Origin of the sequence: Kosakonia sp. HypNH10, from assembly GCF_029850615.1 — a bacterium.
Lineage (GTDB): Bacteria > Pseudomonadota > Gammaproteobacteria > Enterobacterales > Enterobacteriaceae > Kosakonia > Kosakonia cowanii.
On the sequence record NZ_JAOTIU010000003.1, the window covers coordinates 584,085 to 609,577 of the forward strand.

At 57.7% G+C, this 25,493-nt stretch carries 18 protein-coding genes; 8 read left to right on the forward strand and 10 right to left on the reverse strand.

Annotation, left to right across the window (positions count from 1 at the left end):
* Positions 1-56 precede the first annotated feature (56 nt).
* Positions 57-1,607 carry a sensor domain-containing diguanylate cyclase gene (locus tag N7V53_RS12135; protein ID WP_279793523.1) on the reverse strand — a complete coding sequence of 517 codons (1,551 nt, stop codon included), beginning with the start codon at positions 1,605-1,607 and terminating at the stop codon, positions 57-59.
* An 86-nt stretch (positions 1,608-1,693) separates the two neighbouring features.
* Positions 1,694-2,926 (reverse strand): diguanylate phosphodiesterase, encoded by a 1,233-nt coding sequence (locus N7V53_RS12140; RefSeq protein ID WP_279793524.1) that lies wholly within the window; start codon positions 2,924-2,926, stop codon positions 1,694-1,696.
* Positions 2,927-3,405: 479 nt separating this feature from the next.
* On the opposite strand from N7V53_RS12140, the gene N7V53_RS12145 reads away from it, so the two are divergent.
* The 6 genes from N7V53_RS12145 (at position 3,406) to adhP (ending at position 11,649) form a co-directional block, all read left to right on the forward strand.
* Complete coding sequence (locus N7V53_RS12145; RefSeq protein WP_279793525.1) at positions 3,406-4,944, forward strand: PAS domain-containing methyl-accepting chemotaxis protein; 1,539 nt, start codon at positions 3,406-3,408, stop codon at positions 4,942-4,944.
* Positions 4,945-4,998: 54 nt separating this feature from the next.
* The gene (locus N7V53_RS12150; RefSeq protein WP_279793526.1) at positions 4,999-6,075 is read left to right on the forward strand and encodes a mannuronate-specific alginate lyase; all 1,077 of its coding nucleotides are present in this window, start codon (positions 4,999-5,001) and stop codon (positions 6,073-6,075) included.
* 179 nt (positions 6,076-6,254) lie between these two features.
* Positions 6,255-6,392 (forward strand): stationary-phase-induced ribosome-associated protein, encoded by a 138-nt coding sequence (gene sra, locus N7V53_RS12155; protein WP_023478646.1) that lies wholly within the window; start codon positions 6,255-6,257, stop codon positions 6,390-6,392.
* Between the two features lie 258 nt (positions 6,393-6,650).
* Complete coding sequence (locus N7V53_RS12160; protein ID WP_023478914.1) at positions 6,651-8,354, forward strand: NAD-dependent malic enzyme; 1,704 nt, start codon at positions 6,651-6,653, stop codon at positions 8,352-8,354.
* A 306-nt stretch (positions 8,355-8,660) separates the two neighbouring features.
* Positions 8,661-10,370 carry an ABC-F family ATP-binding cassette domain-containing protein gene (locus N7V53_RS12165; protein ID WP_279793527.1) on the forward strand — a complete coding sequence of 570 codons (1,710 nt, stop codon included), beginning with the start codon at positions 8,661-8,663 and terminating at the stop codon, positions 10,368-10,370.
* Between the two features lie 268 nt (positions 10,371-10,638).
* A complete protein-coding gene (gene adhP / locus N7V53_RS12170) occupies positions 10,639-11,649 on the forward strand; it encodes an alcohol dehydrogenase AdhP (RefSeq protein WP_023478595.1) in 1,011 nt (336 codons plus the stop codon).
* Between the two features lie 346 nt (positions 11,650-11,995).
* On the opposite strand, the gene araJ is transcribed toward adhP, so the two are convergent.
* Positions 11,996-13,165 (reverse strand): MFS transporter AraJ, encoded by a 1,170-nt coding sequence (gene araJ, locus N7V53_RS12175; protein WP_124968357.1) that lies wholly within the window; start codon positions 13,163-13,165, stop codon positions 11,996-11,998.
* 118 nt (positions 13,166-13,283) lie between these two features.
* Positions 13,284-14,195, reverse strand: a complete 912-nt coding sequence (locus tag N7V53_RS12180) for a LysR family transcriptional regulator (RefSeq protein ID WP_279793528.1) — start codon at positions 14,193-14,195, stop codon at positions 13,284-13,286.
* Between the two features lie 109 nt (positions 14,196-14,304).
* Here N7V53_RS12180 and N7V53_RS12185 point away from each other — a divergent pair, with 109 nt between their 5' ends.
* Positions 14,305-15,489: an MFS transporter gene (locus tag N7V53_RS12185; protein WP_279793529.1), complete on the forward strand. Its 1,185-nt coding sequence runs from the start codon at positions 14,305-14,307 to the stop codon at positions 15,487-15,489.
* A 362-nt stretch (positions 15,490-15,851) separates the two neighbouring features.
* On the opposite strand, the gene fdnI is transcribed toward N7V53_RS12185, so the two are convergent.
* From fdnI to N7V53_RS12205, 4 genes are all read right to left on the reverse strand, one after another.
* Positions 15,852-16,508 (reverse strand): formate dehydrogenase-N subunit gamma, encoded by a 657-nt coding sequence (gene fdnI, locus N7V53_RS12190; protein ID WP_094419853.1) that lies wholly within the window; start codon positions 16,506-16,508, stop codon positions 15,852-15,854.
* Complete coding sequence (fdxH, locus tag N7V53_RS12195; RefSeq protein ID WP_279793530.1) at positions 16,501-17,385, reverse strand: formate dehydrogenase subunit beta; 885 nt, start codon at positions 17,383-17,385, stop codon at positions 16,501-16,503. Before fdxH ends, fdnI begins: the two co-directional genes overlap by 8 nt.
* A gap of 12 nt (positions 17,386-17,397) precedes the next feature.
* A complete protein-coding gene (gene fdnG, locus N7V53_RS12200; protein WP_279793531.1) occupies positions 17,398-20,445 on the reverse strand; it encodes a formate dehydrogenase-N subunit alpha in 3,048 nt (1,015 codons plus the stop codon).
* 289 nt (positions 20,446-20,734) lie between these two features.
* Positions 20,735-22,222: a SmvA family efflux MFS transporter gene (locus N7V53_RS12205; protein WP_279793532.1), complete on the reverse strand. Its 1,488-nt coding sequence runs from the start codon at positions 22,220-22,222 to the stop codon at positions 20,735-20,737.
* A gap of 119 nt (positions 22,223-22,341) precedes the next feature.
* Between N7V53_RS12205 and N7V53_RS12210 the strand changes: the two genes are divergently transcribed.
* Positions 22,342-22,917, forward strand: a complete 576-nt coding sequence (locus N7V53_RS12210; RefSeq protein ID WP_279793533.1) for a TetR family transcriptional regulator — start codon at positions 22,342-22,344, stop codon at positions 22,915-22,917.
* Here N7V53_RS12210 and N7V53_RS12215 read toward each other — a convergent pair.
* On the reverse strand, positions 22,914-23,756 hold the full coding sequence (locus N7V53_RS12215; RefSeq protein WP_279793534.1) for an arylamine N-acetyltransferase: 843 nt from the start codon (positions 23,754-23,756) through the stop codon (positions 22,914-22,916). The two genes, N7V53_RS12210 and N7V53_RS12215, sit on opposite strands and share 4 nt — an antisense overlap.
* 75 nt (positions 23,757-23,831) lie before the next feature.
* Positions 23,832-25,487, reverse strand: coding sequence for an iron ABC transporter permease (locus tag N7V53_RS12220; protein ID WP_279793535.1), 1,656 nt, complete (start codon positions 25,485-25,487; stop codon positions 23,832-23,834).
* Positions 25,488-25,493 lie beyond the last annotated feature (6 nt).

Below are 25,493 nucleotides of genomic sequence, written 5' to 3' on the forward strand. Positions count from 1 at the left end.
TTGGATTTGGAAGCTGTAGGCCGGGTAAGCGCAGCGCCACCCGGCAAGGACTTATATCAGGAAGCGGACAGCGCCCGGTCGCGCCCGTCGATTTTCGCCTGGTAGAGCGCCTTATCCGCCCCCTCTTTCAGGCGAATGGCGTCATCATAATTTTGGTCGGCAACCAGGCTATAACACCCGGCGCTGATGGTGACAATGCTCTGCTGCGCGCTGGTCTTAACGTGCGGGATCTGCGCATTGCGCACCGCGGTCACCGCCTGACGGGCAACAAACAGCGCCGCTTCAGGCCCGGTATCCGGCAGAACAATCGCGAACTCCTCGCCACCGTAACGGGCAATCAAATCATTCGGCCTGAGTTTCAGCTTTTGCAGGATCTCGCCCACCATCCGCAGACAGTTATCCCCGGCAACATGGCCGTAAAAATCGTTATAGCGCTTGAAGTAGTCAATATCGATCATGATCAGCGCCACCGGTTTTTGCGTCAGCGCAGAGGCCTTCAGGCTTTTATTTAAAAAGAGATCGAACTGGCGACGGTTCGCAAGCCCGGTCAGGCCATCGGCCAGCGCCATCAGTTGCAGCGTATGGTTGATACTGGTCAGCTCATCACGCAGCACCGCAAGCTCGGTCTGATTTCGCACGTTGAGCCGCACCTGGCGAAAAATAATCGACCCCATCAACAGAGTGCCGAGCAGCAGCATGCCGTTAAGCACCAGATCCGGCAGGCTCTCCTGCAACCATCTGTTCCACAGCGCCGGTCTGTCATAACCGGCAGCAACCACCAGCGGATATCGTTCAAGCCGGGCAAAGCCGTAGGTGCGTTCAACGTGATCGAGCGCGGAGACCCAGGTACCGTTACCGCGATCTTTTCGCGCCAGCTCCCGGGTAAATAGCGGGCTGGCAGAGAGATTGCGGTTGATGATCTCGTCACCATAGGGGCGCACATAGAGCGCGGTGCCGTCAATATTCAGCAGCGCCAGCATGTCGCGATTACCCAGCTCAAAATAAGCGTAAAAATGGCGGAAATAGTCGATTCTCACCGTCGCCAGCAGGATGCCTTCAAAGCCGCCCGCTTTGTCGCTGATGCGTAACGACACCGGGATCACTAAATCGCCGGTTGTGCGGCTACGGATCACATGACCAATGTGGACGCTACCGTGACCATTACGGCGGTGATAGATGAAATATTCGCGGTCGCTGTTGTTCGACATCACCGGGATTTTGCCAAACGACGTCGATTTCATATTGCCCTGAGCGTCATAGACCATCAGGCCATGCAGTTGCGGCAGGCGGGATTTCAGATCGGCGAGATAGATATCAAACTGTGGTGCATTGATCTGGTCAACGTTCTCGACCGGCAGATTACGGCGAATGTCGCGCAGCACCAGCTCCGCCTGAAGAAAGGTATCTTCCGCTTGCCGCGCCTGTGAGATCGACAGGTTAACCGCATCACGCTCGATATCCTCGACCGCGCGCTCCCAGGAGCGTGTCAGTGTCCATGTGGTTGTCGCCACTCCGGCCAGCAGCAATGCCACGATAAAAAAGGTGATACTGCGCCCCAGCGAAGATTCGAGAGCCAGTTTCCGTGCGAGCTGCTTTCTAAATTTCATCCACGCTCCTTTTGTCACATCCACTGTCGATACGTTAAGCATAGAAGCACGATGATCCATAAGCCAAACCGGTTAAGCGTTTCGTGCTATGAGGGTTTCTTGTTAACAGGAATGCGCTCAGGCCAGTTAATCGCCGGGACACCATTTAACATCGGGCGGGCAAACAAGAAGCCCTGAAAACGCTCGACGCCGACGGCTTCAAGCCAGCACCACTCTTCCACCTTCTCCACCCCTTCCGCGACAACGCTAATTTGCAGCTCGGCGCAGCACTCGAGAATGGCTTTAACAATCGCCTGTTTCGGGCCATGAAGATGAATATCGGTAACGATAGTGCGGTCGATTTTCAGCTTATCGGGCTGAAACTTCGCCAGCAGCGACAGGCCGGCGAACCCAGAACCGAAGTCATCAATCGCCAGGCCAATCCCCGCTGCACGCAGCTGGCGGATCGCCCAGGTGAACTCGTCATAGCTGGAGATCACCTCATCTTCCGTCACTTCGACAATAATCTGCCCGGGGCTGAGCTTATTACTCGCAATGTGCCCAAGGAGCATATCCACCGCGCCCGGGATCTTGACCAGCGACATCGGCAGCAGGTTAAGGGCGATTTTGTGATTGCCGATGCCAATACGACGCGCCATTGCCAGCGCCCACGCTTTGGAGGCGAGGTCCGCTTCGTGCAGTTTCTCCGGTGCAATGGTCGCGAAATAGTCCTGCGGGCTGCCGCCGTCCGGCCCGCGGATCAGCGCTTCCAGCGAGGAGATTTTGCCGCGCAGTGGTTCGATAATCGGCTGAAAGGCAAACTGACAGGGCTGCCCTTCGAGCATGGGCAGCGTCTCCTGGCTAAACGGCGAGGCTTTGCGGGTAAAGCGCCACTCGTCGGGCGAAGTATTGCGCACCCCGCCGTTGTTATTGGCAGAAGAGATAAAATTGCGGATAAATTTGTAGGCCCGATCGCTGCTCGCCTGGTTGTAGCGCACCATGCCAAAGCGCAGGACGGCGCGTAACACCGCCGCAGGTTGCACCGTTCGCAGATCAAACAGCACCATACCGCGATCGACAAAGCGGCGGCGCGGCGCAAAGTCCCGCAGCAGTTCGACGATATTACCGTGGCGAATATCGTTGTTGATGCGCTCAAAAACGCTGTTAACCGACTCCAGCGGTCCTTCAAGAACCTGCAAAAAGTACTCGCCGTCGAACAATAAGATACCCGTCACCTGCAACGTTGCGTTGCTTTGGTTTGCTCGCTCGACAATAGCAGTCAGTTGAGAGGGGATTAATGCCCGATTCAGTCGGCTACGGTATATCAAAGTCGCTAACACGCGATGCTACCCTCAAAATGCCCACAAAGAACCCGAATGGATGATGCCATCGCGGGAGTCTAGCAATAGTCTGCCCATCCCGTTGGCTGAACAGAGGCCAATCTGTTAGCGTGATCGCAGATTAAAGTGACTTTATGGTACACATTCCTTCACGCCCCCTTCGCAGCCCAATGTTAAGACCTCCTTTTCGCCGCTGCGTTTTTTTGTCCCCTCCCTACATCGCCAGCTATCAATTTGGCTTAAGGGTTTACTTAATGCTAGCTGATATTTCGCAGCGCATTTTTATTTTTCAAAATAATAACAATTATGATCATCACTCGTTAAGCGCCACTTAAAAAATAATTAACCCAACCGCTTTTCGTGTCGCATAACTTCATGGAAAATGACGGAGTAAAAACAATAACGGTATTCCCGTAAGAAAAATGAAAATGCTATTTGCGCTTGCGACAATAACTGGCGCGATCCAGCGTGGGATCATTATGAAAATCAACACACCCGTTACACAAAATGAATATTTGCTTAACGAAGGCTCGACATTATTGTCGACGACCGATACGCAGAGCCATATTACTTATGCCAATACGGCTTTTATTGAGGCCAGCGGTTTTACGGAAGAGCAGCTGAAGGGTCAGCCACACAATATTATTCGCCATCCGGACATGCCGCCCGCCGCCTTCGGCGATATGTGGTTTACCCTGCAGCAAGGCGACAGCTGGACCGGGATCGTCAAGAACCGCCGTCAAAATGGCGATCACTACTGGGTGCGCGCCAACGTCACGCCGGTCTACCAGCACGGAAAATTAACCGGCTATATTTCGGTGCGTAATATTCCGGCACGCGAGGAGATTGATGCCAGCGCGGCGCTTTATCAGCGTGTTAATGAAAATAAAATTAAAGGTTATAAATTTTATAAAGGATTACTGGTTCGCCGCGGTTTACTTTCATTTTTATCTTTATTTCAGCGCATCGGCGCGGCCGGACGCATTTATTTCAGCATCATCCCCTCTGCTGCTCTGTTAGTGGCATTGCAATTCATCTATTTTAATGCCGTAGAAAAATCCGCAGCGGTGTTAATTATTTTCGCCCTCCTCACGATCTTTTTGCAGCAGCAATTTTCCCGACCGCTGAAAATTGTACTCGCGCAAATGCAGCGCGTCGTTTCCGGGCGCAAAGCCGATTACCAGCACTTTAATCGCGTCGATGAAATTGGGCTTCTGATGCGCCTGGTTAATCAGTCCGGGCTTAACCTCAATTCGCTGGTCGGCGATGTCTCGGCGCAAATTGCGGGTATTCGCGAAGTTAGCGAGCAGATCGCCCGCGAAGGCGACGCACTGCACAGCCGCACGGCAGAAACCTCCGCCGACCTGCACCAGACGGCGGCAGCGGTAGAGGAGATTGCCAGCGCGGTGAAACAGACGGCGGAAACGGCGGCGGCGGCCATGAGCCGGGCGGACGAAACCAGCGCCAGCGCCGTGAAGAGCGGAGAGGCAACGAAACAGGCCATCGCGACGATGCAGGCGGTCTCGGCAGATAACAGCAAGATCGTCGACATTATCGGCGTCATCGACAGCATTGCTTTCCAGACCAATATCCTCGCTCTCAACGCTGCGGTGGAGGCCGCGCGCGCCGGTGAGGCGGGTCGCGGGTTTGCCGTGGTGGCCGCCGAGGTGCGTAACCTGGCCCAGCACTCCGCCTCAGCGGCGCGGCAGATCCAGACGCTGATTGAACACAACGTGGCTAATGTCAAAAGCGGTGTCGGAATGGTCGCCAGCACGGAGAGCCACCTGACGGCGATGATCGACAATGTCGTTACCATGTCGACGATGATTAAAGAGATCGGTACCGCCACCCATGAACAGACGCTGGCGCTGGCGCTGATTAACGACTCGGTCTCCCGCGTGGGCGGCATGACGCAAAACAACAGCGGCATGGTTGACCATGTCACCCAGGCGGCGGAAAACCTCTCTGCGCGCGCTGCCCGCCTGCACCGTGCGGTGCACGTTTTTGGCGGCAGCTGAAAAACAAACGACCATGCTATAGTCCCCCTTCCAGTAGCGGAAGGAGAACGTAGCATGGTGTTTCTGCGCGCAGGGCTGATCTTTATCCTCTTTACCGCGGCAACGATGGCCGCCCCTCTTGTCCCGCCCGCAGGCTTTACGCAGCCTCCGGCAACGCACGCGCTGGCTAAAACCGTCTCCTGCCCCGACGCGCCGCCGCCTTTTACCGGCGCGCTCGACTTTCGCAGTAAATATGAAGGCTCAGACAGCGCCCGCGCCACGATTAATCCGCAGGCGGAAGCGGCGTTCCACCAGCAAACCCGTGCCATCGCGGATATGGAAAAATTTGTCAGCGCGCAAATCACGGCCTGGCACCGTAGCGGCGATGCCCGCGATGTTTCCTGTGTTGTCACCGCGCTCAATCGCTGGGCAACGGCCGGGGCGCTGCTTGGCGAGGCGCAAAACCACACCGGCAAATCGATGCGCAAATGGGCGCTGGCAACCTTCTCATCAAACTGGATACAGCTGCAATTTTCAGCGAGCCATCCGCTGAACGCCTGGCCCGCGCAGACGCAAAACATCACCCGCTGGCTGGGCGAAATGGGGGAGTTAACCGCCAGCGAGTGGCGGGGTTTGCCGCTTAGCAAGGTGAATAACCACAGCTACTGGGCGGCCTGGGCATTAATGGCTACCTCGGTGGCAACCGGGCGGCAGGATCTCTTTGACCAGTCACTGGCGATCTACCGCACTGCCATGCAGCAGATTGATGCCGACGGTTTCCTGCCTAATGAACTGCGTCGCCGCCAGCGCGCGCTGGCCTACCATAACTACGCTCTGCAACCGCTGGTGATGATCGCCCTTTTCGCCCGCGCCAATGGCGTCGATATGCATCAGGAGAATAAGGCTGCGTTACAGCGGCTTGCCACGCAGGTAATTGCCGGGCTGGATAACCCGCAGCCCTTCACCGACAGAAGTGGTGCCGGACAGGATATGGCCTTCTTGCAGCAGCCGACGAATCTCGCCTGGCTTGAGGCCTGGTGCCAGATCTCAACCTGCGATAACGATTTACGCACGCGGCTGGCCAGCCTGCGACCACTGCAAAACAGGCGTCTCGGTGGTCCGCTGACGCTGTTACTCGGGCCAAAAGCGTGATGCGGCGCACAGGTCAGCGAGACTGTTCTTAAAAGTGCCTGCCAGGGTTGAGATTTACGCAACGATAGCCGAGGATAATCTTTCGGTATGGAAACATACTTTGCAATGATGTGATTGTATTTCGCCCGGCCATTTACCGGGCTTGTCCTTGAAACACGCAACTGGATTAAGGAGTAAGCATGAAATCGAACCGTCAGGCACGTCATCTTATGGGACTGGATTACAAAGTGTCGAACACCCGTAAGGTTGTCACCAAAGACAACAACGAGGAGACCGTTGTCTCCCACCGCTCCGGCCGTCATCGCCGCGCGGGTTAAGACCCACTCCCACACCACCCTGCGGGGTGGTGTTTATCCCAGGTTTGCTTCGCACGACTCCCTCTTCTGTTTTATGCCCCCAGCATGACATTTCAGCTCCCCATACGCCGCTTACCAGGAAAGTTGATAAAAATTCAATCAACGAATAGGTCAATCGGGAAGTATTTGCTCATTCAATGCTTTATAATTGCGCCCGCCGCTGTACCCGCGTGCGACCTCACCCCCCGTGCGCGCGTTCGTTTCTCAAGGAGCTGTTAGATGAATGCCAAACATAATAAGAATCGGTCACTGTATATCCCCTACGCAGGACCCGTATTGCTCGAGTTTCCCCTGCTGAACAAAGGTAGCGCCTTCAGCGTTGAAGAGCGCAGCAGTTTCAACCTGCTGGGCCTGCTGCCGGAAGTGGTGGAAACCATTGAAGAGCAAGCCGAGCGCGCCTGGTTGCAGTATCAGGGCTTCAAGACCGATATCGATAAACACATTTACCTGCGTAACATTCAGGACACCAACGAAACCCTCTTCTACCGCCTCGTCGAAAATCATCTCGAAGAGATGATGCCGGTGATCTACACCCCGACGGTCGGCTGGGCGTGCGAACGCTTCTCAGATATCTACCGCCGCGCGCGCGGTGTGTTCATCTCCTGGCAAAACCGCGGCAGCATGGATGACATCCTGCAAAACGTGCCGAACCACAATATCAAAGTGATTGTGGTCACCGACGGCGAGCGCATCCTCGGCCTTGGCGACCAGGGCATTGGCGGGATGGGCATTCCCATCGGTAAGCTGTCGCTCTACACCTCCTGCGGCGGCATCAGCCCGGCTTACACCCTGCCGGTGGTGCTGGATGTCGGCACCAACAACCAGCAGTTACTCAACGATCCGCTCTATATGGGCTCCCGCCATCCGCGCATTACCGGCGATGAGTATTATGCCTTTGTGGATGAGTTCATCCAGGCGGTGAAACAGCGCTGGCCGGACGTGCTGTTGCAGTTCGAAGATTTCGCCCAGAAAAACGCCATGCCGCTGCTGAACCGCTACCGGGATGAGATCTGCTCCTTTAACGATGACATTCAGGGCACGGCGGCAGTCACCGTCGGGACACTGATTGCCGCCAGCCGCGCGGCGGGCAGCCAGCTCAGCGATCAGAAAATTGTCTTCCTCGGGGCCGGTTCCGCTGGCTGCGGTATCGCCGAGCAGATCATCGCTCAGACCCAGCGTGAAGGCCTCAGCGAAGAGGCTGCCCGCCAGAAAGTCTTTATGGTCGACCGTTTTGGTCTGCTGACCGACGGCATGCCGAACCTGCTGCCGTTCCAGACCGGATTAGTCCAGAAGCGCGAGAACCTGCAAAACTGGGATATCAACGTGCAGAACGAAGCGATCTCCCTGCTTGATGTGGTGCGCAACGTGAAGCCGGATATCCTGATTGGCGTCTCCGGCCAGACCGGGCTGTTCACGGAGGAGATCATCCGTGAGATGCATAAACACTGCCCGCGCCCGATCGTAATGCCGCTCTCTAACCCGACCTCGCGTGTGGAAGCGACGCCGCAGGACATTATCAGCTGGACCAACGGCATGGCGCTGGTTGCCACCGGCAGCCCGTTTGCCCCGGTGCAGTGGCAGGATAAAGTCTTCCCGATTGCCCAGTGCAACAACGCCTATATCTTCCCGGGCATTGGCCTTGGTGTGATCTCCTCCGGCGCGTCGCGTATCACTGACGATATGCTGATGGCGGCAAGTGAGACGCTGGCCGAGTACTCGCCGCTGCTGCTTAACGGCGAAGGGCTGGTGCTGCCGGAGCTGAAGGATATTCAGGTGGTGTCGCGCGCGATTGCCTTTGCCGTCGGCAAAATGGCGCAGCAGCAAGGCGTGGCGGTGAAAACCTCCCCTGAAGCGCTGAAGCAGGCCATTGATGACAACTTCTGGGAGCCGCAGTACCGCAACTATCGCCGTACCTCGATCTGACTCTCCCCGCAACCCGGAGCACGCTGCTCCGGGTTTTTTATTGCTGGTAAATCATTCACCTCCTCGCTAAACTCCTTTTTACCCATCAACTTACTGAATATAAAAAAGGAGGCTACCTATGCTGTATTGTGAATTGTTTGACTATTCACATGCATTTGGCGATCGCGCCAGCTCAAGCGTTACCGGTATCGTGCTGCGATAACCTCTGCTTGAGCGAAGCATAACTCTCCCTTCCCTCGGGCTTACCGGGTTGTCGTCAGCGATGTTTGACGAGGCGTTTTCACGCCTGTAACTCTTGAGTAAGCAATGAGCACACTACTATCTGCACAATCAATCCGTGTTGAGACCGCCTTCGGTCCGCTGTTTTCCGACCTCTCCTTTACCCTGAAAAAAGGCGATCGCCTTGGGCTTATTGGCGACAATGGCTGCGGCAAAAGTACCCTGCTGAAGGTGCTTGATGGCACAATCTCCCCCCTTTCCGGTACGGTGACACAGGCGCATCACTGCCTGCTGGCGCGCGTGGAGCAACATCTGCCCGATGAATTGCTGGCGATGACGCTGCTTGATGCGGTGCTGGCGCAGCTCCCCTCTGCTGAACGGGACACTCAGCGCTGGCGCGCAGAAACGCTGCTCGCCACCATGGGGCTGAACGAGCAGGAGATTACCTTAACGGCGGCGACGCTGAGCGGCGGACAACATACCCGCCTGCTGCTGGCGCGGGCGCTGATCCGCGAACCCGACCTGCTGTTACTGGATGAGCCGGGCAACCACCTCGATCTGCCCACTCTGCTGTGGCTGGAGCAGTTTCTGCAAAGCTGGTCCGGCAGTTTTGTGATGGTCTCTCATGACGCCGCGCTGCTGGATGCCGTCACCAACGGCACCTGGATCCTGCGCGACCACACGCTGCACGGTTTCGCCTTACCCTGCACTCTGGCACGAAAATCGCTTGAGGAGCGGGATGAGAGCGATGCCCTGCGCCACAAAGCGGAGCAGAAGGAGATTGACCGCGTGACCGCCAGCGCCAAACGGCTGGCAACATGGGGTCGCGTCTACGACAACGAGGACCTGGCGCGTAAAGCAAAACAGATGGCACGCCAGGTGGATCGCCTGAAAGCGAGCCAGACGGCGCTGACCGACGGTAGCCAGTGGCGGCTGGCGCTGCATGGCGAACCCTTAGCGGCTGACCGCTTGCTGGAGATGGAGAACCTGGCGGTCTCCCCCGCGCCGGGGCTGCCTGCGCTGTTCCGCATCCCGCTTGCCCGCCTGAAAAGCGGCGATCGGGTGGCAGTGCTTGGGCGCAACGGCTGCGGGAAATCCTCCCTGCTGAGGCTTATCTGGCAGGTTTACCACCAGCCGGAACATGACGCCCTGCGCCTGCATCCGCGGCTGCATGCCGGATATTACGATCAGAGCCTGCACCAGTTGCCGGACGAGTCGACCCTGTTCGACGCGCTGGAGCCTTTCGCCCCGGCGCCAGATGACAGGAAAATGGCCTTGATCAGCGCCGGTTTTGCCTTTCCTCGCCATGGCCAGCGCGTGGCAACACTCAGCGGCGGCGAGCGCTCGCGGCTGCTCTTTGTCGGGCTGTCGCTGGCGCGCTTTAACCTGCTGATGCTCGATGAGCCGACCAACCATCTTGATATGGCGGGCAAAGAGGCGCTGGCGCTGGCGTTAACGCAGTTCAGCGGCGGCGTGCTGCTGGTGAGCCACGACCGGCAGCTAATCAGCCAGAGCTGTAACCGATTCTGGCTGGTGGAAGATGGCGAACTGAGCGAGTGGCATGATGCCGACGCGGTGTTTGGGCGTCTGCGTGAACGCGCTGGCTCGCCGGTTGCGGCGGTTGACGCGCAATCCCTCGGCGCTGCGGCACCAGATGATGATGACGCTCTGCTGGAGCGGCTAATCGATCTGGAAACGCGGCTGGAGGAGGATCTGGCGCGCAAAGAGAGGCATCAAAAACCGCAGTTGCAGGCGCAGTGGCGCGACGAGATTGCGCGTCTTCGCTTACTGCTGTAGACGTTTTATCTCTCCTTCAAAGGCACCGTAAGGTGCCTTTTTTTGCATATTCACTACACATTCAACACATCTATGCAGCACGTTTTGTAACCACGTTAACCGACTGATTACTAACCATTTACCCTACCTGATATAAGGGTAATGGCGGCAAAGTATGTCATTCTGTTGCCAGGCTATTGAATCCCTTTGCTAAACCATTAACTCTTAAGGGGTATTGAGGGATGAGGCGATAGCGCTTCACCGTACTTTTGCCAGCAAGGAGATAAAGATGAAAGCTGCCGTTGTTACTCAGGATCACCAGGTCGCTATTGCAGAGAAGACGCTGCGCCCGCTTAAACATGGCGAAGCGCTGCTGAAAATGGAGTGTTGCGGCGTATGCCACACCGATCTGCATGTCAAAAACGGTGATTTTGGCGACAAAACCGGGGTGATCCTCGGTCATGAAGGGATTGGCATCGTCACCGAGATCGCCGAAGGCGTCACCTCGCTGAAACCGGGCGATCGCGCCTCTGTTGCGTGGTTTTTCCAGGGCTGCGGCCACTGCGAATATTGCAATAGCGGCAATGAAACCCTGTGCCGTGAAGTGGTGAACGCCGGTTATACCGCCGATGGCGGTATGGCGCAGGAGTGCATTGTGGTAGCGGATTACGCGGTAAAAGTGCCGGACGGCCTTGGTTCCGCGGAAGCCAGCAGCATCACCTGCGCGGGTGTGACAACCTATAAAGCGGTAAAAGTGTCGCAGATTAAACCGGGCCAGTGGATCGCGATTTATGGTCTGGGCGGCCTCGGCAACCTGGCGTTGCAGTATGCGAAAAATGTCTTCAATGCCAAAGTGATCGCCATTGATGTGAATGACGAGCAGCTTAAGCTCGCCGCCAGCATGGGTGCCGATCTGACCATCAATTCGCGCAACGAAGATGCGGCGAAAGTGGTGCAGGAGAAAACCGGCGGCGCGCATGCGGCCGTGGTTACCGCCGTGGCGAAAGCGGCCTTTAACTCGGCGGTCGACGCCGTGCGCGCCGGTGGACGTGTGGTCGCCGTCGGCCTGCCGCCGGAAGCGATGAGCCTCGATATTCCGCGTCTGGTGCTGGACGGCATTCAGGTGGTGGGTTCGCTGGTCGGCACCCGTCAGGATCTTACCGAAGCATTCCAGTTCGCCGCCGAAGGGAAAGTGGTGCCGAAAGTGGCGCTGCGCCCGCTGGAAGATATCAACGCCATCTTTAAAGAAATGGAACAGGGCCAGATCCGTGGCCGTATGGTGATCGATTTACGCCATTAATCTGCGTAGCCGGTAAACAAATGTCGGATGGCGCTGCGCTTATCCGACCTACGGAACCATGCAATCTTTCATCTCCCGTAGGCCGGATAAGGCAAAGCCGCCATCCGGCATTTATCACCGCACCTCCCCCCCAAACCGGCCCCGTAGGCCGGATAAGGCAGAGCCGCCATCCGGCATTTCATCACCGCACCTCCCCCAAACCGGCCCCGTAGGCCGGATAAGGCAAAGCCGCCATCCGGCATTTATCACCGCACCTCCCCCCAAACCGGCACCCGTAGGCCGGATAAGGCGGAGCCGCCATCCGGCATTTCATCACCGAGCCTCAACCCCTCACATCGGCATTGCGTTACACCGTCACCACTTCTGCCTGATGTCTGGTGATACGACGGTTATAAATCAGCAGCGAGGTCAGCGCGGCGAAGGTCAGCACCGCCGCCGGCAGCGCCAGATAGTTATAGGTAAAGCCAAAAGCGATAATCAGCCCGCCAAACCATGCTCCTACCGCGTTACCGAAATTAAACGCCATCTGCCCACCTGCGGCACCCAGCATTTCGCCCCCCTTCGCATTTTGCAGCAGCATGATTTGCAGCGGCGCAGAGAGCGCAAACAGCCCGGCGCAGCAGATGAAGCCCAACGAGAGCGCCCCCGCTTTGCTGTCACCGAGGAAAAACAGCGCCACCATTGCCAGCATGATCACCAGTTCGGTCGCTGCCGCGATGCGTATCGGGCTGAATCTCGCCGATACTCTGCCGCTGAACATGTTCCCCAGCACCATCCCCAGACCCATCAGCATCATAATCAGCGTCATGGCGTTTTGTGAAAAGCCGGAGACGCTCACCATAAAGGGCTTCACGTAGCTGAACCAGGCAAACACCCCGGCATTGCCGAACATGGTGGCGGCAAAGATGAGCCACGGCTCCGGTTTCTTCAGAAAGTGAAACTGTTCGCTCAGGCGGGTCGGCGCAGTGTCATACAGGCTCGGCACCCAGAAAATGACCGACACCAGCACCAGCACGAAAAAGAGCGAGATCAGCACAAAGGTGTAGCGCCAGCTAAAGAGATGACCGATCCACGTGCCGAGTGGAATACCAATCAGGTTAGCGACGGTCATCCCGGCGATCATCCCGGCCACCGCCATCGTCACTTTCCCCGGCGGCGCGATTTTCGAGAGGATAATGGCACCGACGCCAAAGATAGCGCCATGTGGAAAGCCAGAGATCAGCCGGCCAATCACCAGCATCGGGTACGCGCTGGAGAAGGTGAAAATCGTATTGCCGACAAAGCAGAGCGCCACCAGAAAGAGCAGCACATTTTTCAGCGAGAAGCGGTTGGAGAACATCGCCATGATCGGTGCGCCAATCACCACACCCGCAGCATAGGCGGAGATCATATGCCCCGCCGACGGAATGGAGATCCCGACGTTATTCGCAAGTTCGGTCAACACGCCCATAATACCGAACTCAGCCATCCCAAGACCAAAGGTCGCAAGTGCCAACGAAAAAACCGTTTTTTTCATACCACTAACCACTTGTTAAAAGTTTGCGACGGGCATTATTGACCATTCGCGTAAGGCAGACCAGTTGAAACCTGCCCACTGACGTTTTAATCCATGAATACAGTTTTTCTGCCCCTGCTTAATCAACGGGGCTTTGCAGCCCCTGCTGCAAAAAATCAATCAACGCCCGCGTTTTGACCGGCAGATAGCGACGGCTGGAGTAGATCGCAACCAGACGCAGCGGCGCTGCGGCCTGCGGGAAGGCGATCTCCACCAGACGCCCCTCGTTAATCGGCTGCTGGCAGGCCTGTTTTGACAGGATGGCAAATCCCACTCCCGCCAGCGCGGCTTTAAAGGCCATCTCACCACTGTTGACTCGGTAATGCCCTTTCACATTGACCACCTCATGCTTACCCACGGCATCGACAAATTGCCAGGCCGCGCCGTTCAGCGCACTGACGGTGGTAATGCAGGGTAAGGTTTCAAACTGGCGGACGGAAACCGGCATGCCGTAGCACTCAATTAACGCAGGCGCAGCCACAATGATGCAGGGAAAGGTCGCCAGAGGCCGGGCAATGTAGTCGCTGTCATCCAGATCGCCACGGGTGACGATAACGGCGACATCCACCTCTTCGCGCAGGGATTCGAAGCCGGATAAATTGGTTATGCAGCTTATCTCCAGTTCCGGGTAACGGCAGGCGAAATCCGCCAGCAGATCGCCGAGCAGCGCCGGTCCCATCTCGCTCGGAATGCAAATGCGCAGCGGCCCTTTGAGCTGCACCTGCCGCGACATCAACTCCGCCTCCGTCTGCTCCAGCGACTCAAGCAGCGGCTTTGAGCGCGTATAGAGAAGTTGCCCGGAGGGTGTCAGTTTCCGGTGCCGCGTTGTACGCTCGATAAGTTGCACATTGAGCATCTCTTCAAGCCGGGCAACCGCCCGGCTGACATTCGATGTCGGCATGGTCAGCGCCTTCGCCGCCGCCACAAAACTCCCTTTATCTACCACCGCACAGAAAATCTTAAGCGCGGTGAAATCCAGCCCTGTCCGCATGTTTATCCCACTTTTGATAACAATGATGGTCATTTTTACCGGCTTATTCTCAAAACCGCCAGGTATTAGAGTGCCTGCTCCTCTTTTTTACAGGTTTAACTCGTTGCTTATGTCACAACAAAACGCATCTCGTACACTTGGCACCCTCGCCCTCGTTGTCTCCTTTATCCAGTTCGCTAACGCGCTGGAATATATGGCCTTCAACCCAATATTCGCCTTTATGGCCCCGGCGTTTGCAGTGCCACTCGCCTTCTCCGGCTATGTCTCTGCCGCCTACACGTTCGCAGCGATGTTCTCTGGAGTGATCGCGTTCTACTTCATCGGCGCAATCAATCAGAAGCGTTTTTTACTAAGCAATATGGCGCTACTGTGCATGCTGACTGCCATGACGACTCTCACTACCCACTTTGGCGTGCTGCTGGCGCTGCGCTTTTTTGCCGGGCTGGTCGGCGGCACGACTATGGGGGTGGCAACCAGCCTGCTGATCAACGCCGCGCCAGCACAGCTACGCGGCAAGATGGTGTCGACGGTGATCGCCGCGTTTTCCATGATCAGCATTGTCGGTATGCCAGCGGTGCTGTTTATCTGCTCCCGCTGGGGATGGAAAACCTCACTGCTCTCAATCAGCGCCTGCTGCCTTGTGGCGCTGGTGCTGATTGTGTGCGTCATTCCCGCCCAACAAGTCTGCTCAGGCTCACGGCAGAAGATCACCCTTGATGCGCAGACGCTGCTCTTCGCCTCCGGCAATGCGCTGGTGCAGTTCAGCCCGATGCTGCTCATTCCTCTGCTGGTGCCGCTGTTGCAACTGCTTGGCGCAACGGTCACAGAGCTTGCCTGGCTCTTTTTTGCCGGTGGCTTCGCCGGGTATCTCGCGACCCGGTTTACCGGTCTGCTCACGCAACGCTATACCGCCCTGACGCTGGCGCTGACCTCCAGCGCCCTGTTCGTCGCCAGCCTGCTTATTCCGGCGCTGCACTACGCTAATCCCTGGCTTTTTATGGTGCTGTTTCTTGCGGCTGCCTATAGCCGCCTCGTCTCCTCATCGGTGCTCACCCTGCAGTTCCCGGATAATGCACAACGCGCAGGATTTAGCTCCTTGCAAACGGCGCTAATGCACCTCGCCACAACCGCCGCATTTTCACTCTCTTCGTGGCTGCTCTCCGCCCGGGCACTGACCCTCGACGCTCTGCAACCGTTACTGATAGTTTGCGCCCTCAGTGCCCTTCTTTTTCCTCTGCTGGTGCCGCTGTTGCAGAGGAAGCTGGCATTGCGCAGCGCAGCGTCACACCCATAACGTAAAGCGCCCGGCACGCTCTTCGCCGGGCGCAATCATCACCATAACGGCGCGCGTCGTCACCAGGAAAACCAAAGGGAATGCAGGATTCTGGAAGATGCCTCGCAAAGATTTTCACCGTTTGCATGGCGTTGCTTTATTCAGGAAGCGACCTCGCATTTTCTGCACAAATCTGAAGAAAGGACGTTGTTTGCAGGGGGGCGGATTGCTAATTTTCGCAGCGCATAACCAGGGAGATGATGCGTATGGATGGAAGAAAAAGAGGGATTAATTGCATTGATGCACGCAGCGAAACAGGAATGAATCGTCATAAGGTGCAGCTAAAAAACCGCTCCGGACACGATGCCGGAGCGGTAAACGCATTACTTAATGCCTTCCGTACTCTCTTTTTTCGCTTCGAGACGTTCGACGTCGCGATACCAGCGCGGATGGTGCTTCATCGCCCACCGGCGGCTCACTTTGCCTTCGATCATGCCTTTGATCGAGCCTTTCACCCAGAAAGCCATATACATATGGATCAGAATGGCGTGGATCAAAATAATCGCCGAGGTCGCGTGCAGCAGCAGGCTGTAGCGAATGACCTGTATCGGAAAGTAGTGGGCAAAGTATGGACGCCAGATCACCACACCGGTAACCAGCAGCACGGTCATCATGCTCATGATGGTCCAGAACATCATCTTCTGCCCGGCATTATATTTGCCGACCTTCGCCACTTTGTGCTCGTTGCCCTTCAGTACCTCAACGATATTTTTTACCCACGGCCAGTCTTTCTTGTCCGGGATGTTGTGATGCACAAAGCGCACGAACATAAACATCAGCGCCAGGAAGATCACCACACCGAAGAAGGGATGCAGGATGCGCCCCATCTGTGGCGTACCGAAGGTTTCCGTCAGCCACTGCAGCGTCGGAAAGAAGAAGGAGATGCCGGAGAGCGCCACCAGAAAGAAGCAGATCACCACCGTCCAGTGACAGGCGCGATCAATAAATTTAGTGCGCACAATCATTTTCGACTTACTCATGATGATCTTCCTCTTCGTCATCCACCTCTTTATTGGGGCCAATGCCAATGTAGTGGTAAATCAGCCCGGCGAACGTGGCAAGGAAGCCCGCCGCCGACAGCGGTTTCAATACCCCTTTCCACAGCCCAACCGCCGTGTCGATATGCGGATCGTTGGGCAGCTCGTGATAGAGCGCTGGCTTATCGGCATGATGCAGCACATACATCACATGGGTGCCGCCCACGCCCTGCGGATTATAGATACCCGCATGGCTGTAACCGCGCGCTTTCAGCTTCTCAACGCGCTGCTCGCCAAGTTCCAGCATCTCCTTTTTGGTGCCGAAATGAATAGCGCCAGTCGGGCAGGTCTTCACGCAGGCGGGCTCCTGGCCGACGCTGACGCGATCGACGCAGAGCGTACATTTATAGACCCGGTTATCCTCTTTACTGAGGCGCGGGACATTAAATGGACACCCGGCGATGCAGTAGCCGCAGCCGATGCAGTTCTCCTGCTGGAAGTCGACGATACCGTTCGCGTACTGAATGATTGCGCCAGCAGAGGGGCACGCCTTCAGGCAGCCCGGCTCCGCGCAGTGCATGCAGCCATCTTTGCGGATCAGCCACTCCAGCTTGCCGTTCTGCTCGGTTTCGCTAAAGCGCATCACCGTCCAGGATTTGGCGCTGAGATCGGCGGGGTTGTCATAGACCCCGACGCAGTGCCCCACCTCGTCGCGGATGTCGTTCCACTCCGAGCAGGCCACCTGGCAGGCTTTGCAGCCCACACAGGTGGAGACATCGATAAGCTTGGCGACCTCCGCTTTATAGTCACGCGCCCTCGGTGGTGGCGTGACGGGGTTGGTCGCAGAGCGTTTGATAATGTCCTGAGTTTCCATAGCCATAATGTCGCGCCCTTACGCCTTCTCGATATTAACCAAAAACGCTTTATATTCCGGCGTTTGCGAGTTCGCATCGCCGACGTTAGGCGTCAGGGTGTTGGCGATATACCCCTTCTGCGCTACGCCTTCAAAGCCCCAGTGCAGCGGAATGCCCACGGTCTCAACCTGCTGACCGTGCACCTGCAGGGTTTGCAGACGCCTTGTCACTACCGCTACCGCGCGAATAAAACCGCGCTGGCTGCTGACCTTAACGCGATCGCCATTGCGGATGCCTTTTGCCGCGGCCAGCGTTTCGCTGATTTCAACAAACTGCTCCGGCTGGGCAATGGCGTTAAGCCGCGCGTGCTTGGTCCAGGTGTGGAAGTGCTCCGTCAGACGATAGGTAGTGCCGACATAAGGGAAGTGCTCTTTTTTCCCCATACGCTTCACATCCTCTGCGTAAATGCGTACCACCGGGCTGGAGACCACGTTCGGGTGCAGCGGGTTAGTGCCGAGCGGCGTTTCCACCGGTTCATAGTGTTCCGGGAACGGCCCTTCGGCGAGTTTATTGAGCGCAAACAGACGCCCCATCCCTTCCTGCTGCATGATAAACGGCCCGGTGTTGCTTCCCGGCGGCGCGGTGTTGTAGTCCGGAATGTCATTCCCGACCCACTTCGTACCGTTCCACTGGATCAGCATCCGTTTCGCATCCCAGGGTTTACCCAGGAAATCCGCCGACGCGCGGTTATAGAGCACCCGGCGGTTCATCGGCCACGCCCAGGCCCAGCCGAGCGTGTTGCCCAGCCCCGATGGATCGGCGTTATCCCGGTTTGCCATCTGGTTGCCCTGCTCGGTCCAGCTACCCGCATAGATCCAGCACGACGAGGCGGTGGAGCCATCATCACGCAGCAGCGCAAAGCTGTTCAGCAACTGGCCTCTCTTCGCCAGAAGTTGACCGTTGGTGTCATAGAGATCTTCCAGCGCGTAGCCGTTGTTCTCTTTTGCCACCTCTTCGGAGTGCGGGTTATGCGGCTGGCTGTAGTGCCAGGACATATTCAGCAGCGGCTCCGCGCCTTTACCGCCTTCCGTGCGGTACATTTCGCGCATCCGGTGGTAAATACCCGCCAGGATCTCACCGTCGTTAAGCGCTTCGCCCGGCGCATCCTGCCCTTTCCAGTGCCACTGCAGCCAGCGCCCGGAGTTGGCAATCGAACCATCCTCCTCCGCAAAACAGGTGGAGGGCAGACGGAACACTTCCGTTGCAATGGCCGACGGGTCAACGTCGTTCATCTCGCCGTGGTTCTGCCAGAAGCTGGAGGTCTCGGTGACCAGCGGATCGATCACCACCATGTACTTCAGCTTGCTCAGGGTGCTGACAACCTTGTTCTTATCCGGGAAGGAGGCCACCGGGTTGAAGCCCTGGCAGATGTAGCCGGTCACTTCACCTTTCGCCATCATGTTGAAATATTTGATGACGTCGTAGGATTGATCCCACTTCGGCAGCCAGTCGAAGCCCCAGTCGTTCTCTTTTTGCGCCGCATCGCCATAGAAAGATTTCATCAGGCTGACGAAGAACTTCGGATAGTTGCTCCAGTAGTTCACCTGATCGGGCAGCATCGCTTTCGGCGTATTTGCTGCAAGATACTGTTGCAGATCGGTCTGTTTTTCCGACGGCAGCGTCAGGTAGCCCGGCAGGCTGGTCGAGAGCAGACCCAGATCCGTCAGCCCCTGAATGTTGGAGTGGCCGCGCAGGGCGTTAACCCCGCCGCCAGCCATGCCCATATTGCCGAGCAGCAGCTGGATCATCGCCATGGTGCGGATGTTCTGCGCACCGACCGTATGCTGCGTCCAGCCCAGGGCGTAGAGGAACGTCGTGGTTCTGTCTACGGCGCTGGTCGAGGCGAGCACCTCGCACACCTTCAGGAAGTCCGCTTTCGGCGTGCCGCAGATATTCTCCACCGTCTCCGGGGTGTAGCGATCGACATGCTGTTTGAGCAGGTTCCAGACACAGCGCGGATGGGTCAGTGTCTCATCGCGTTTTGCATAGCCGTTGTCATCAAACTGGTAGTTCCACGTCGTTTTGTCGTACTGCCGTTTTTCAGCATCGTAGCCGCTGAACAAGCCCTCTTCGAAGGCAAAGTCATCCCGCACCAGCAGGCTGGCGTTGGTGTAGTGCCTGACGTATTCCGCGTTGATCTTGTTGTTTTCAATCAGGTAGCGCAGCACGCCGGAGAGGAAAGTAATATCCGTTCCGGAGCGGATCGGCGCATAGATATCCGCCACCGACGCCGTGCGCGTAAAGCGCGGGTCGACAACGATAAGCGTTGCGTCATTGTTGTTTTTGGCTTCCATCGCCCAGCGGAAACCGACCGGGTGGGCTTCAGCGGCGTTGCCGCCCATCACCATCACCACGTTGGCGTTTTTGATATCAACCCAGTGGTTGGTCATCGCACCGCGACCAAATGTTGGAGCAAGACTTGCTACCGTTGGTCCGTGTCAGACGCGCGCCTGGTTATCCACCGCCAGCATGCCGAGAGAGCGCACAAATTTTTGCGTCAGCATGCCCGTTTCATTGCTTGCCGCCGAGGCGCACAGCATGCCGGTGGAGAGCCAGCGGTTAACCTTCACTCCGGCGTCGTTGGTTACGACAAAGTGCGCATCGCGATCCGCTTTCATCAGGCGAGCGATACGGTTAAACGCTTCATCCCAGCTGATGCGCTGCCATTTATCCGAGCCAGGCGCGCGGTATTCGGGGTAACGCAGGCGGTTTTCACTGTGGACATAATCGAGCAGCCCCGCCCCTTTCGGGCAGAGCGCGCCCCGGCTGACCGGATGATCCGGATCCCCTTCGATATGGTAAATCGCTTCTCTGGCGTTCTTTGCGCCATCGCCGAGGCTATACATTAATAGCCCACAACCCACGGAACAGTATGTACAGGAGTTTCGGGTCTCTTTTGCGCGCAGTAATTTATAATTTCGCGTCTGAGCCAGTGCCATCTTCGGGGCGAACCCTAAAGCAGCGACCGTGGTTCCTGCCATCCCGCCCGCGCAGATACGAAAAAACTGTCTGCGGTTGACGTTCATTGCTTTCCTCAATAATCAATCTTCGCTTGCGGCGGGAAAACTAAACATTTCGCGGGGTTTAATAATTGCGGTAAATCAATAACGCCGGGAGCCTGACACCTAATAGTCGCTGCCGTTGCGTTTTAGTGCCTCCTAAGAGGTAGGAGAGTTCCGGCCGCCCGGAAGATGACAACGTTTTCGCAATCCGTGTCAGGTATCAGGTACAAAAGGTGAATCTATTGCGAGGAATTAGAGGGATGGGCGCCCCGCTCTTTTACTGCTGGCGGTGCGCCCTGTTGCGGTGAAGGGATCAGCTTTTCTCAACGCGTGCGAGGCTAAACCACATCCCTATTGCCAGAACCACTAACAGCATGCTGGCGGTGCTGAGCGCGACGCTGTGCGAGTGGGTAAATGCCGTTTTTGCTGCGGCAATAATACCCTCGGCCAGCGCCGAATCGGACTCGCGCGCCAGGCGGAACGCTTCACCGATGGATGACGACGCCTGTGCCGCCGCTTCGGCGCTCAACTGCTGTGGCAGGTTAATGGTCGCGGAGAATGTACGGCTTAAAATCAGGCCGAACACCGCAATACCGAGACCCGCGCCCAGCTCGTAGGACATGGTTTCAATCGCCCCTGCCGCTGCCGCTTTCTCCTTCGGCGCGGCGGCCATAATGGCCGCCGTCGAGGCCAGCAGCGCGCTGGCGGCGCTAAAGCCGAGCAGCGCCATCAGCACCGCCGCCTGCACCGGCTGGGTCGAGAAGTTGGTCAGCGACAGCCCAAAGAAGCTAATTGCGCTGAGCGCCATCCCGCCTGCCGCCACGTAGCGTAGCCCCAGTTTTGAGACCAGCACCCCGGCAATCGGGCCACTAAAGCCGCTGGCAATCATCACCGGCAGCATAAAGACCCCGGCGGCGAAAGGCGTAAAGCCGTGTACAAATTGCAGCTCCTGCGCCATCAGCAGCTCGAAGCCCACCAGCGTCACCATGGCCATGATCGCCATCAGCGCGCCGCTGAGGATCACGCGGTGCGTAAAGAGCCGCATGTCGATCATCGGGCGGCTCGCCGCCAGCTGGATGCGCACAAAACCGGTGAGTAGCAGACCACCAATCAGCAGCGTGCTGGTGACCAGCCACAGCGGCACCGTCCCTTTCATGGCGGTTTTCGCACTCCACACCAGCAGCAAGATGGCGGCAATCAGCGCCAGCGCCTGGTTGAGGTGCAGCGGCTGATCGGCACGCCCTTGCTGGCGCGGAACATACCGGGCGGTAAGCGCCATCACGACCAGCACAATCGGCACGTTGATGAGAAATACCGAGCCCCAGTAAAAGTGCTCAAGCAGCATACCGCCAATCAGCGGGCCAAATGCCGCGCCGCCGGAGCCAATCGCCGCCCAGACGCCGAGCGCGGTGTTGCGATGGTGCGCCTGAGAAAAGGTGGTGCGGATCCCGGCAAGCGTGGCGGGAACAATCATTGCCGCACCCACGGCGAGCAGCGCACGGGTGGCAATCAGCCAGCCTGCGGTGGGGGCGAATGCCGCCAGCAGCGACGCGCCGCCGAACAAACCGCTGCCAATCAGCAGCAGGCGCTTAAAGCCGATTTTATCGCCCAGTGCGCCCATCGGCAGCACCATCCCTGCCATCACCAGCGAATAGATATCGATGATCCAGAGCAGCTCATTCCCGCTGGCATCTAGCGCGGTGCTGAGCGTCGGCGCGGCAACATGCAGCACCGTCGCATCAATCGCCACCGGAATATAAACCAGCACAATGATGACCAACGTTAACCACTGACGAAACATAACTTCTTCCTCTTTTATCCGTTCTGGACGCCTGTCCAGAAATGCGATCCTACGGATTGTTGAACACATGTCCAGCTTTTTGTTACACTGCGCGGCACGTTTTAAGGGGAAAATATTTCATGAGCTATTTAAATCGGGACGATCGCCGGGAAGTTATCCTGCAAGCCGCCATGCGTGTCGCGCTGGCAGAGGGCTTTTCCGCCATGACGGTTCGCCGCATCGCCAGTGAAGCCGGAGTGGCAACGGGCCAGGTGCACCACCATTTCATCTCGTCAAACGAACTCAAATCGCAGGCCTTTATCCGGCTGATCGATGAATTGCTGGAGGTTGAGCTGGTTCCGGAAACCGCACCGTGGCGCGAGCAGCTGTTCGCGATGCTCGGCAGTGATGAAGGCGGGCTGGAGCCCTATATTCATCTGTGGCGCGAAGCGCTGCTGCTGGCGAATAAAGATCCGGAAATCAAAGGTGCCTATCTGCTGACCATGGAGATGTGGCACGTCAAAGTCGTCGGGATTATCGAACAGGGCGTAGCGGCGGGTGAATTCACTCTGCGCGATCCAGCGGCGGATATTGCCTGGCGGCTGATTGCGATGGTCTGCGGCATGGACGGGATTTGCATCCTCGGCATGCCAGATGTCGATGAAGCGGCCTTCAAACGCCATCTGACACGAATGATTGAGAAAGAGCTCTGCTAGCGCTTGCCGCTTTGCAGATCAAAGCCGTCCATCACGGTTTGCAGCTGTTGCAGGGTAAAGCCCGACTGCGCATCGCTCACCCCCAGCCCGAAGCGGTGCTGTAGCGTTTCATACAACGCGGCAACATCGGGCAGATGCGTCTCCTCCACCACTTTGCCCTGCTGCCAGTGGGTGAAGTGGAAGTTGGTGAGGGTCATTTTGCCACCGTCCGGCAGATGGCGGCACATCAACAGATGGTGGCGAAAATGGGAGGTCGGCCAGTGCGCGGAGTGGAAGTTGCCCAGCACGTAATCCGCCTGGTACTGCTCCCCCATCTCAAACTGATACATCGTCTGCCAGTGCTCATGATGACGGAACTGCAACTGCCAGTTTTCACCCGCGCGCAGCAGGCGATAAAGGCCGTGCGGCGTCGCCTGCTCAATCTCTTCTTGCAGGCGGATTGGCGCGGTCAGGCTCTGGCCGCCGAAGCCGACATCGGCGATCCACGGCTCTCCGTCAAGCTGCACCAGCAGCAGGCGGTGGGTGCGCGGCGGCATCTGCTCCGGGTTGGCGAGCAGCACGCGCGCCAGCAGGCTGCGCACCTCAAACCCCATCTCGCGCAGCGCGCGCTCAAAAAGGCCATTCTGCTCAAAGCAGTAGCCGCCGCGCCGGCCCACCACCAGCTTGGCGAAAATCGCCTCATCGCTGAGATCGATTTCACGCGGCAACACCACGTCGATGTTTTCGAACGGGATCGCGGCGTTATGGTGCAGATGCACGGCGCGTAAGGTTTCAAGGGTGGCATCCGGCGTGTGATGCCAGTCAATGCGGTCCAGATAAGCGCTTAAAAACGGGGTCATACAGGCTCCTTGCGTGTAGTGTCCATTGGTTATAACCCATATTTTTCCGGCCACTGGCGTTTTCGTGCCCTCACTTTATCCCTTTGTGCTCCGCTGCATGATGGCCAGCGCCGTCAGCATCAAGCCCAGCCCGGTAATCAGCGTCAGCGTCGCCATCGCCATCCCCTGACCCACCGAGCCCTGCTCAAACTGCCGCCAGATAAAGACCGCCACGGTTTGCGTGCCCGCAGGCGACAGCAGCAGCGAGGTGACCAGTTCGCGTGAGGCAATAGCAAAGACCATCAACATCGACGCGAGCATCGCCGGGAAAATCAGCGGCAGCACAATAAAGCGCAGCGCCTGAAACGCGCTGGCACCATGCACCCGCGCCGCCGGTTCAAGGTTACCGCCCAGCTGCCGCATGGCGCTGCCGATGTAGCGCACCGGCCAGGGCAGTAACAGACAACAGTAGGAGAGCAGCAAAATCGCCCACGTGTTATAGGGTGAAACCGGCCAGAAGGCGCGGTTCCACAGCAGGATCAACCCGACCCCGACCACCACCCCCGGCAGCGCGGCGGGCATAAGCGACAGCGCATCGATAAGCGCGCGCCCTTTTATCTTCTGCATCACCACCAGCCAGGCGGCGCATAACCCGAGCAGGCCGGTAATTAGCGCCGCCGCAAACGCGAGGGAAACGCTGGTGCCGAGCGCAGGCAGCGCATCACCGCGCTGGGCAAAGAGTGCCGCAAAGTGAGCGCCGGTGAGATTGTCCCACGCCAGCCCGCCAGAAAGTGTGGCGCTAAAACCCGTCACCGCCATCGACAGCCCTGGCAACACCACCGCGATAAAACCGATCATCGCCATCACCAGTACCACCGGCGTGGTAAACAGCCCCAGTTTTGCGCCGACATGCGCGGCGGGTTTGCCGGAGACGCTGGTGACATCGGTGCCGCCGGTCAGTTTGCGTTGCAGCGCCCAGCCGCCGAGGGCGACCGTAATCAGCACCAGCGACAGCAGCGAAGCGCCGGGCAGATCGATCGGCCAGTCGGCGAGCTTCTCCTCAATGCCGACCGTCAGCATCACCACGCCTGAACGGGTGCCCAAAGCCGCCGGCACGCCATACTCCTCAATCGCCAGCGTGAAGGCCAGCAGCATGCCTGCTGCTAATGCGGGTGACAGCAGCGGCAAAGTGATGTGGTAGAAAGCCCGCCACGGCGTGGCGCCATGCACCCGCGCGACCAGCGCCAGCCGCTGACCGCTGGCAAGCAGGCTCCGCGAGACGGCAAAATAGACCACCGGGAAGATATTGAGCGTCATCACCAGCACAATGCCGATCTTGCTGAAGAGCAGATTATTGAGATCCAGCCCGGTGAGCTGCATCAGGTAGCCCTGGGTTTGCAGCACCAGCATCCACGAGAGCGCGGCAATGTAGGGCGGCGTGAGAAACGGGATGAGAAACAGCAGATCCCACAGCTTCGGACACGGCAGATCGAACAGCCCGCGCGCGACGCCAAGCGGCAGGCCAATCACCGCGCTGAGCAGCGCCACGCCAAGCGCGATTTGCAGCGTGCCGCTGAACATCGCCGGCAGCTGCGGCTCGGCGAGCAGGTGCGGGATCGCCGAGAATGCACCGCTGAGCGAGCCTGCGCTGAAGTGGGGAAAGAGTGCCTGCAAAACAATAAAGAGTAACGGCAGCGCCACCAGTATCACCAGCAGCGCCGTGGTTATCCGGGCGATAACGGTCTGATTCACGGCAAG

What these genes read in the sequence shown, in the direction of transcription:
- N7V53_RS12135 (WP_279793523.1), bottom strand. Translation starts at nt 1,607, where the DNA reads ATGAAATTTAGAAAGCAGCTCGCACGGAAACTGGCTCTCGAATCTTCG.
- N7V53_RS12145 (WP_279793525.1), top strand. Translation starts at nt 3,406, where the DNA reads ATGAAAATCAACACACCCGTTACACAAAATGAATATTTGCTTAACGAA.
- N7V53_RS12150 (WP_279793526.1), top strand. Translation starts at nt 4,999, where the DNA reads ATGGTGTTTCTGCGCGCAGGGCTGATCTTTATCCTCTTTACCGCGGCA.
- sra (WP_023478646.1), top strand. Translation starts at nt 6,255, where the DNA reads ATGAAATCGAACCGTCAGGCACGTCATCTTATGGGACTGGATTACAAA.
- N7V53_RS12160 (WP_023478914.1), top strand. Translation starts at nt 6,651, where the DNA reads ATGAATGCCAAACATAATAAGAATCGGTCACTGTATATCCCCTACGCA.
- N7V53_RS12165 (WP_279793527.1), top strand. Translation starts at nt 8,661, where the DNA reads ATGAGCACACTACTATCTGCACAATCAATCCGTGTTGAGACCGCCTTC.
- adhP (WP_023478595.1), top strand. Translation starts at nt 10,639, where the DNA reads ATGAAAGCTGCCGTTGTTACTCAGGATCACCAGGTCGCTATTGCAGAG.
- araJ (WP_124968357.1), bottom strand. Translation starts at nt 13,165, where the DNA reads ATGAAAAAAACGGTTTTTTCGTTGGCACTTGCGACCTTTGGTCTTGGG.
- N7V53_RS12180 (WP_279793528.1), bottom strand. Translation starts at nt 14,195, where the DNA reads ATGCGGACAGGGCTGGATTTCACCGCGCTTAAGATTTTCTGTGCGGTG.
- N7V53_RS12185 (WP_279793529.1), top strand. Translation starts at nt 14,305, where the DNA reads ATGTCACAACAAAACGCATCTCGTACACTTGGCACCCTCGCCCTCGTT.
- fdnI (WP_094419853.1), bottom strand. Translation starts at nt 16,508, where the DNA reads ATGAGTAAGTCGAAAATGATTGTGCGCACTAAATTTATTGATCGCGCC.
- fdxH (WP_279793530.1), bottom strand. Translation starts at nt 17,385, where the DNA reads ATGGCTATGGAAACTCAGGACATTATCAAACGCTCTGCGACCAACCCC.
- N7V53_RS12205 (WP_279793532.1), bottom strand. Translation starts at nt 22,222, where the DNA reads ATGTTTCGTCAGTGGTTAACGTTGGTCATCATTGTGCTGGTTTATATT.
- N7V53_RS12210 (WP_279793533.1), top strand. Translation starts at nt 22,342, where the DNA reads ATGAGCTATTTAAATCGGGACGATCGCCGGGAAGTTATCCTGCAAGCC.
- N7V53_RS12215 (WP_279793534.1), bottom strand. Translation starts at nt 23,756, where the DNA reads ATGACCCCGTTTTTAAGCGCTTATCTGGACCGCATTGACTGGCATCAC.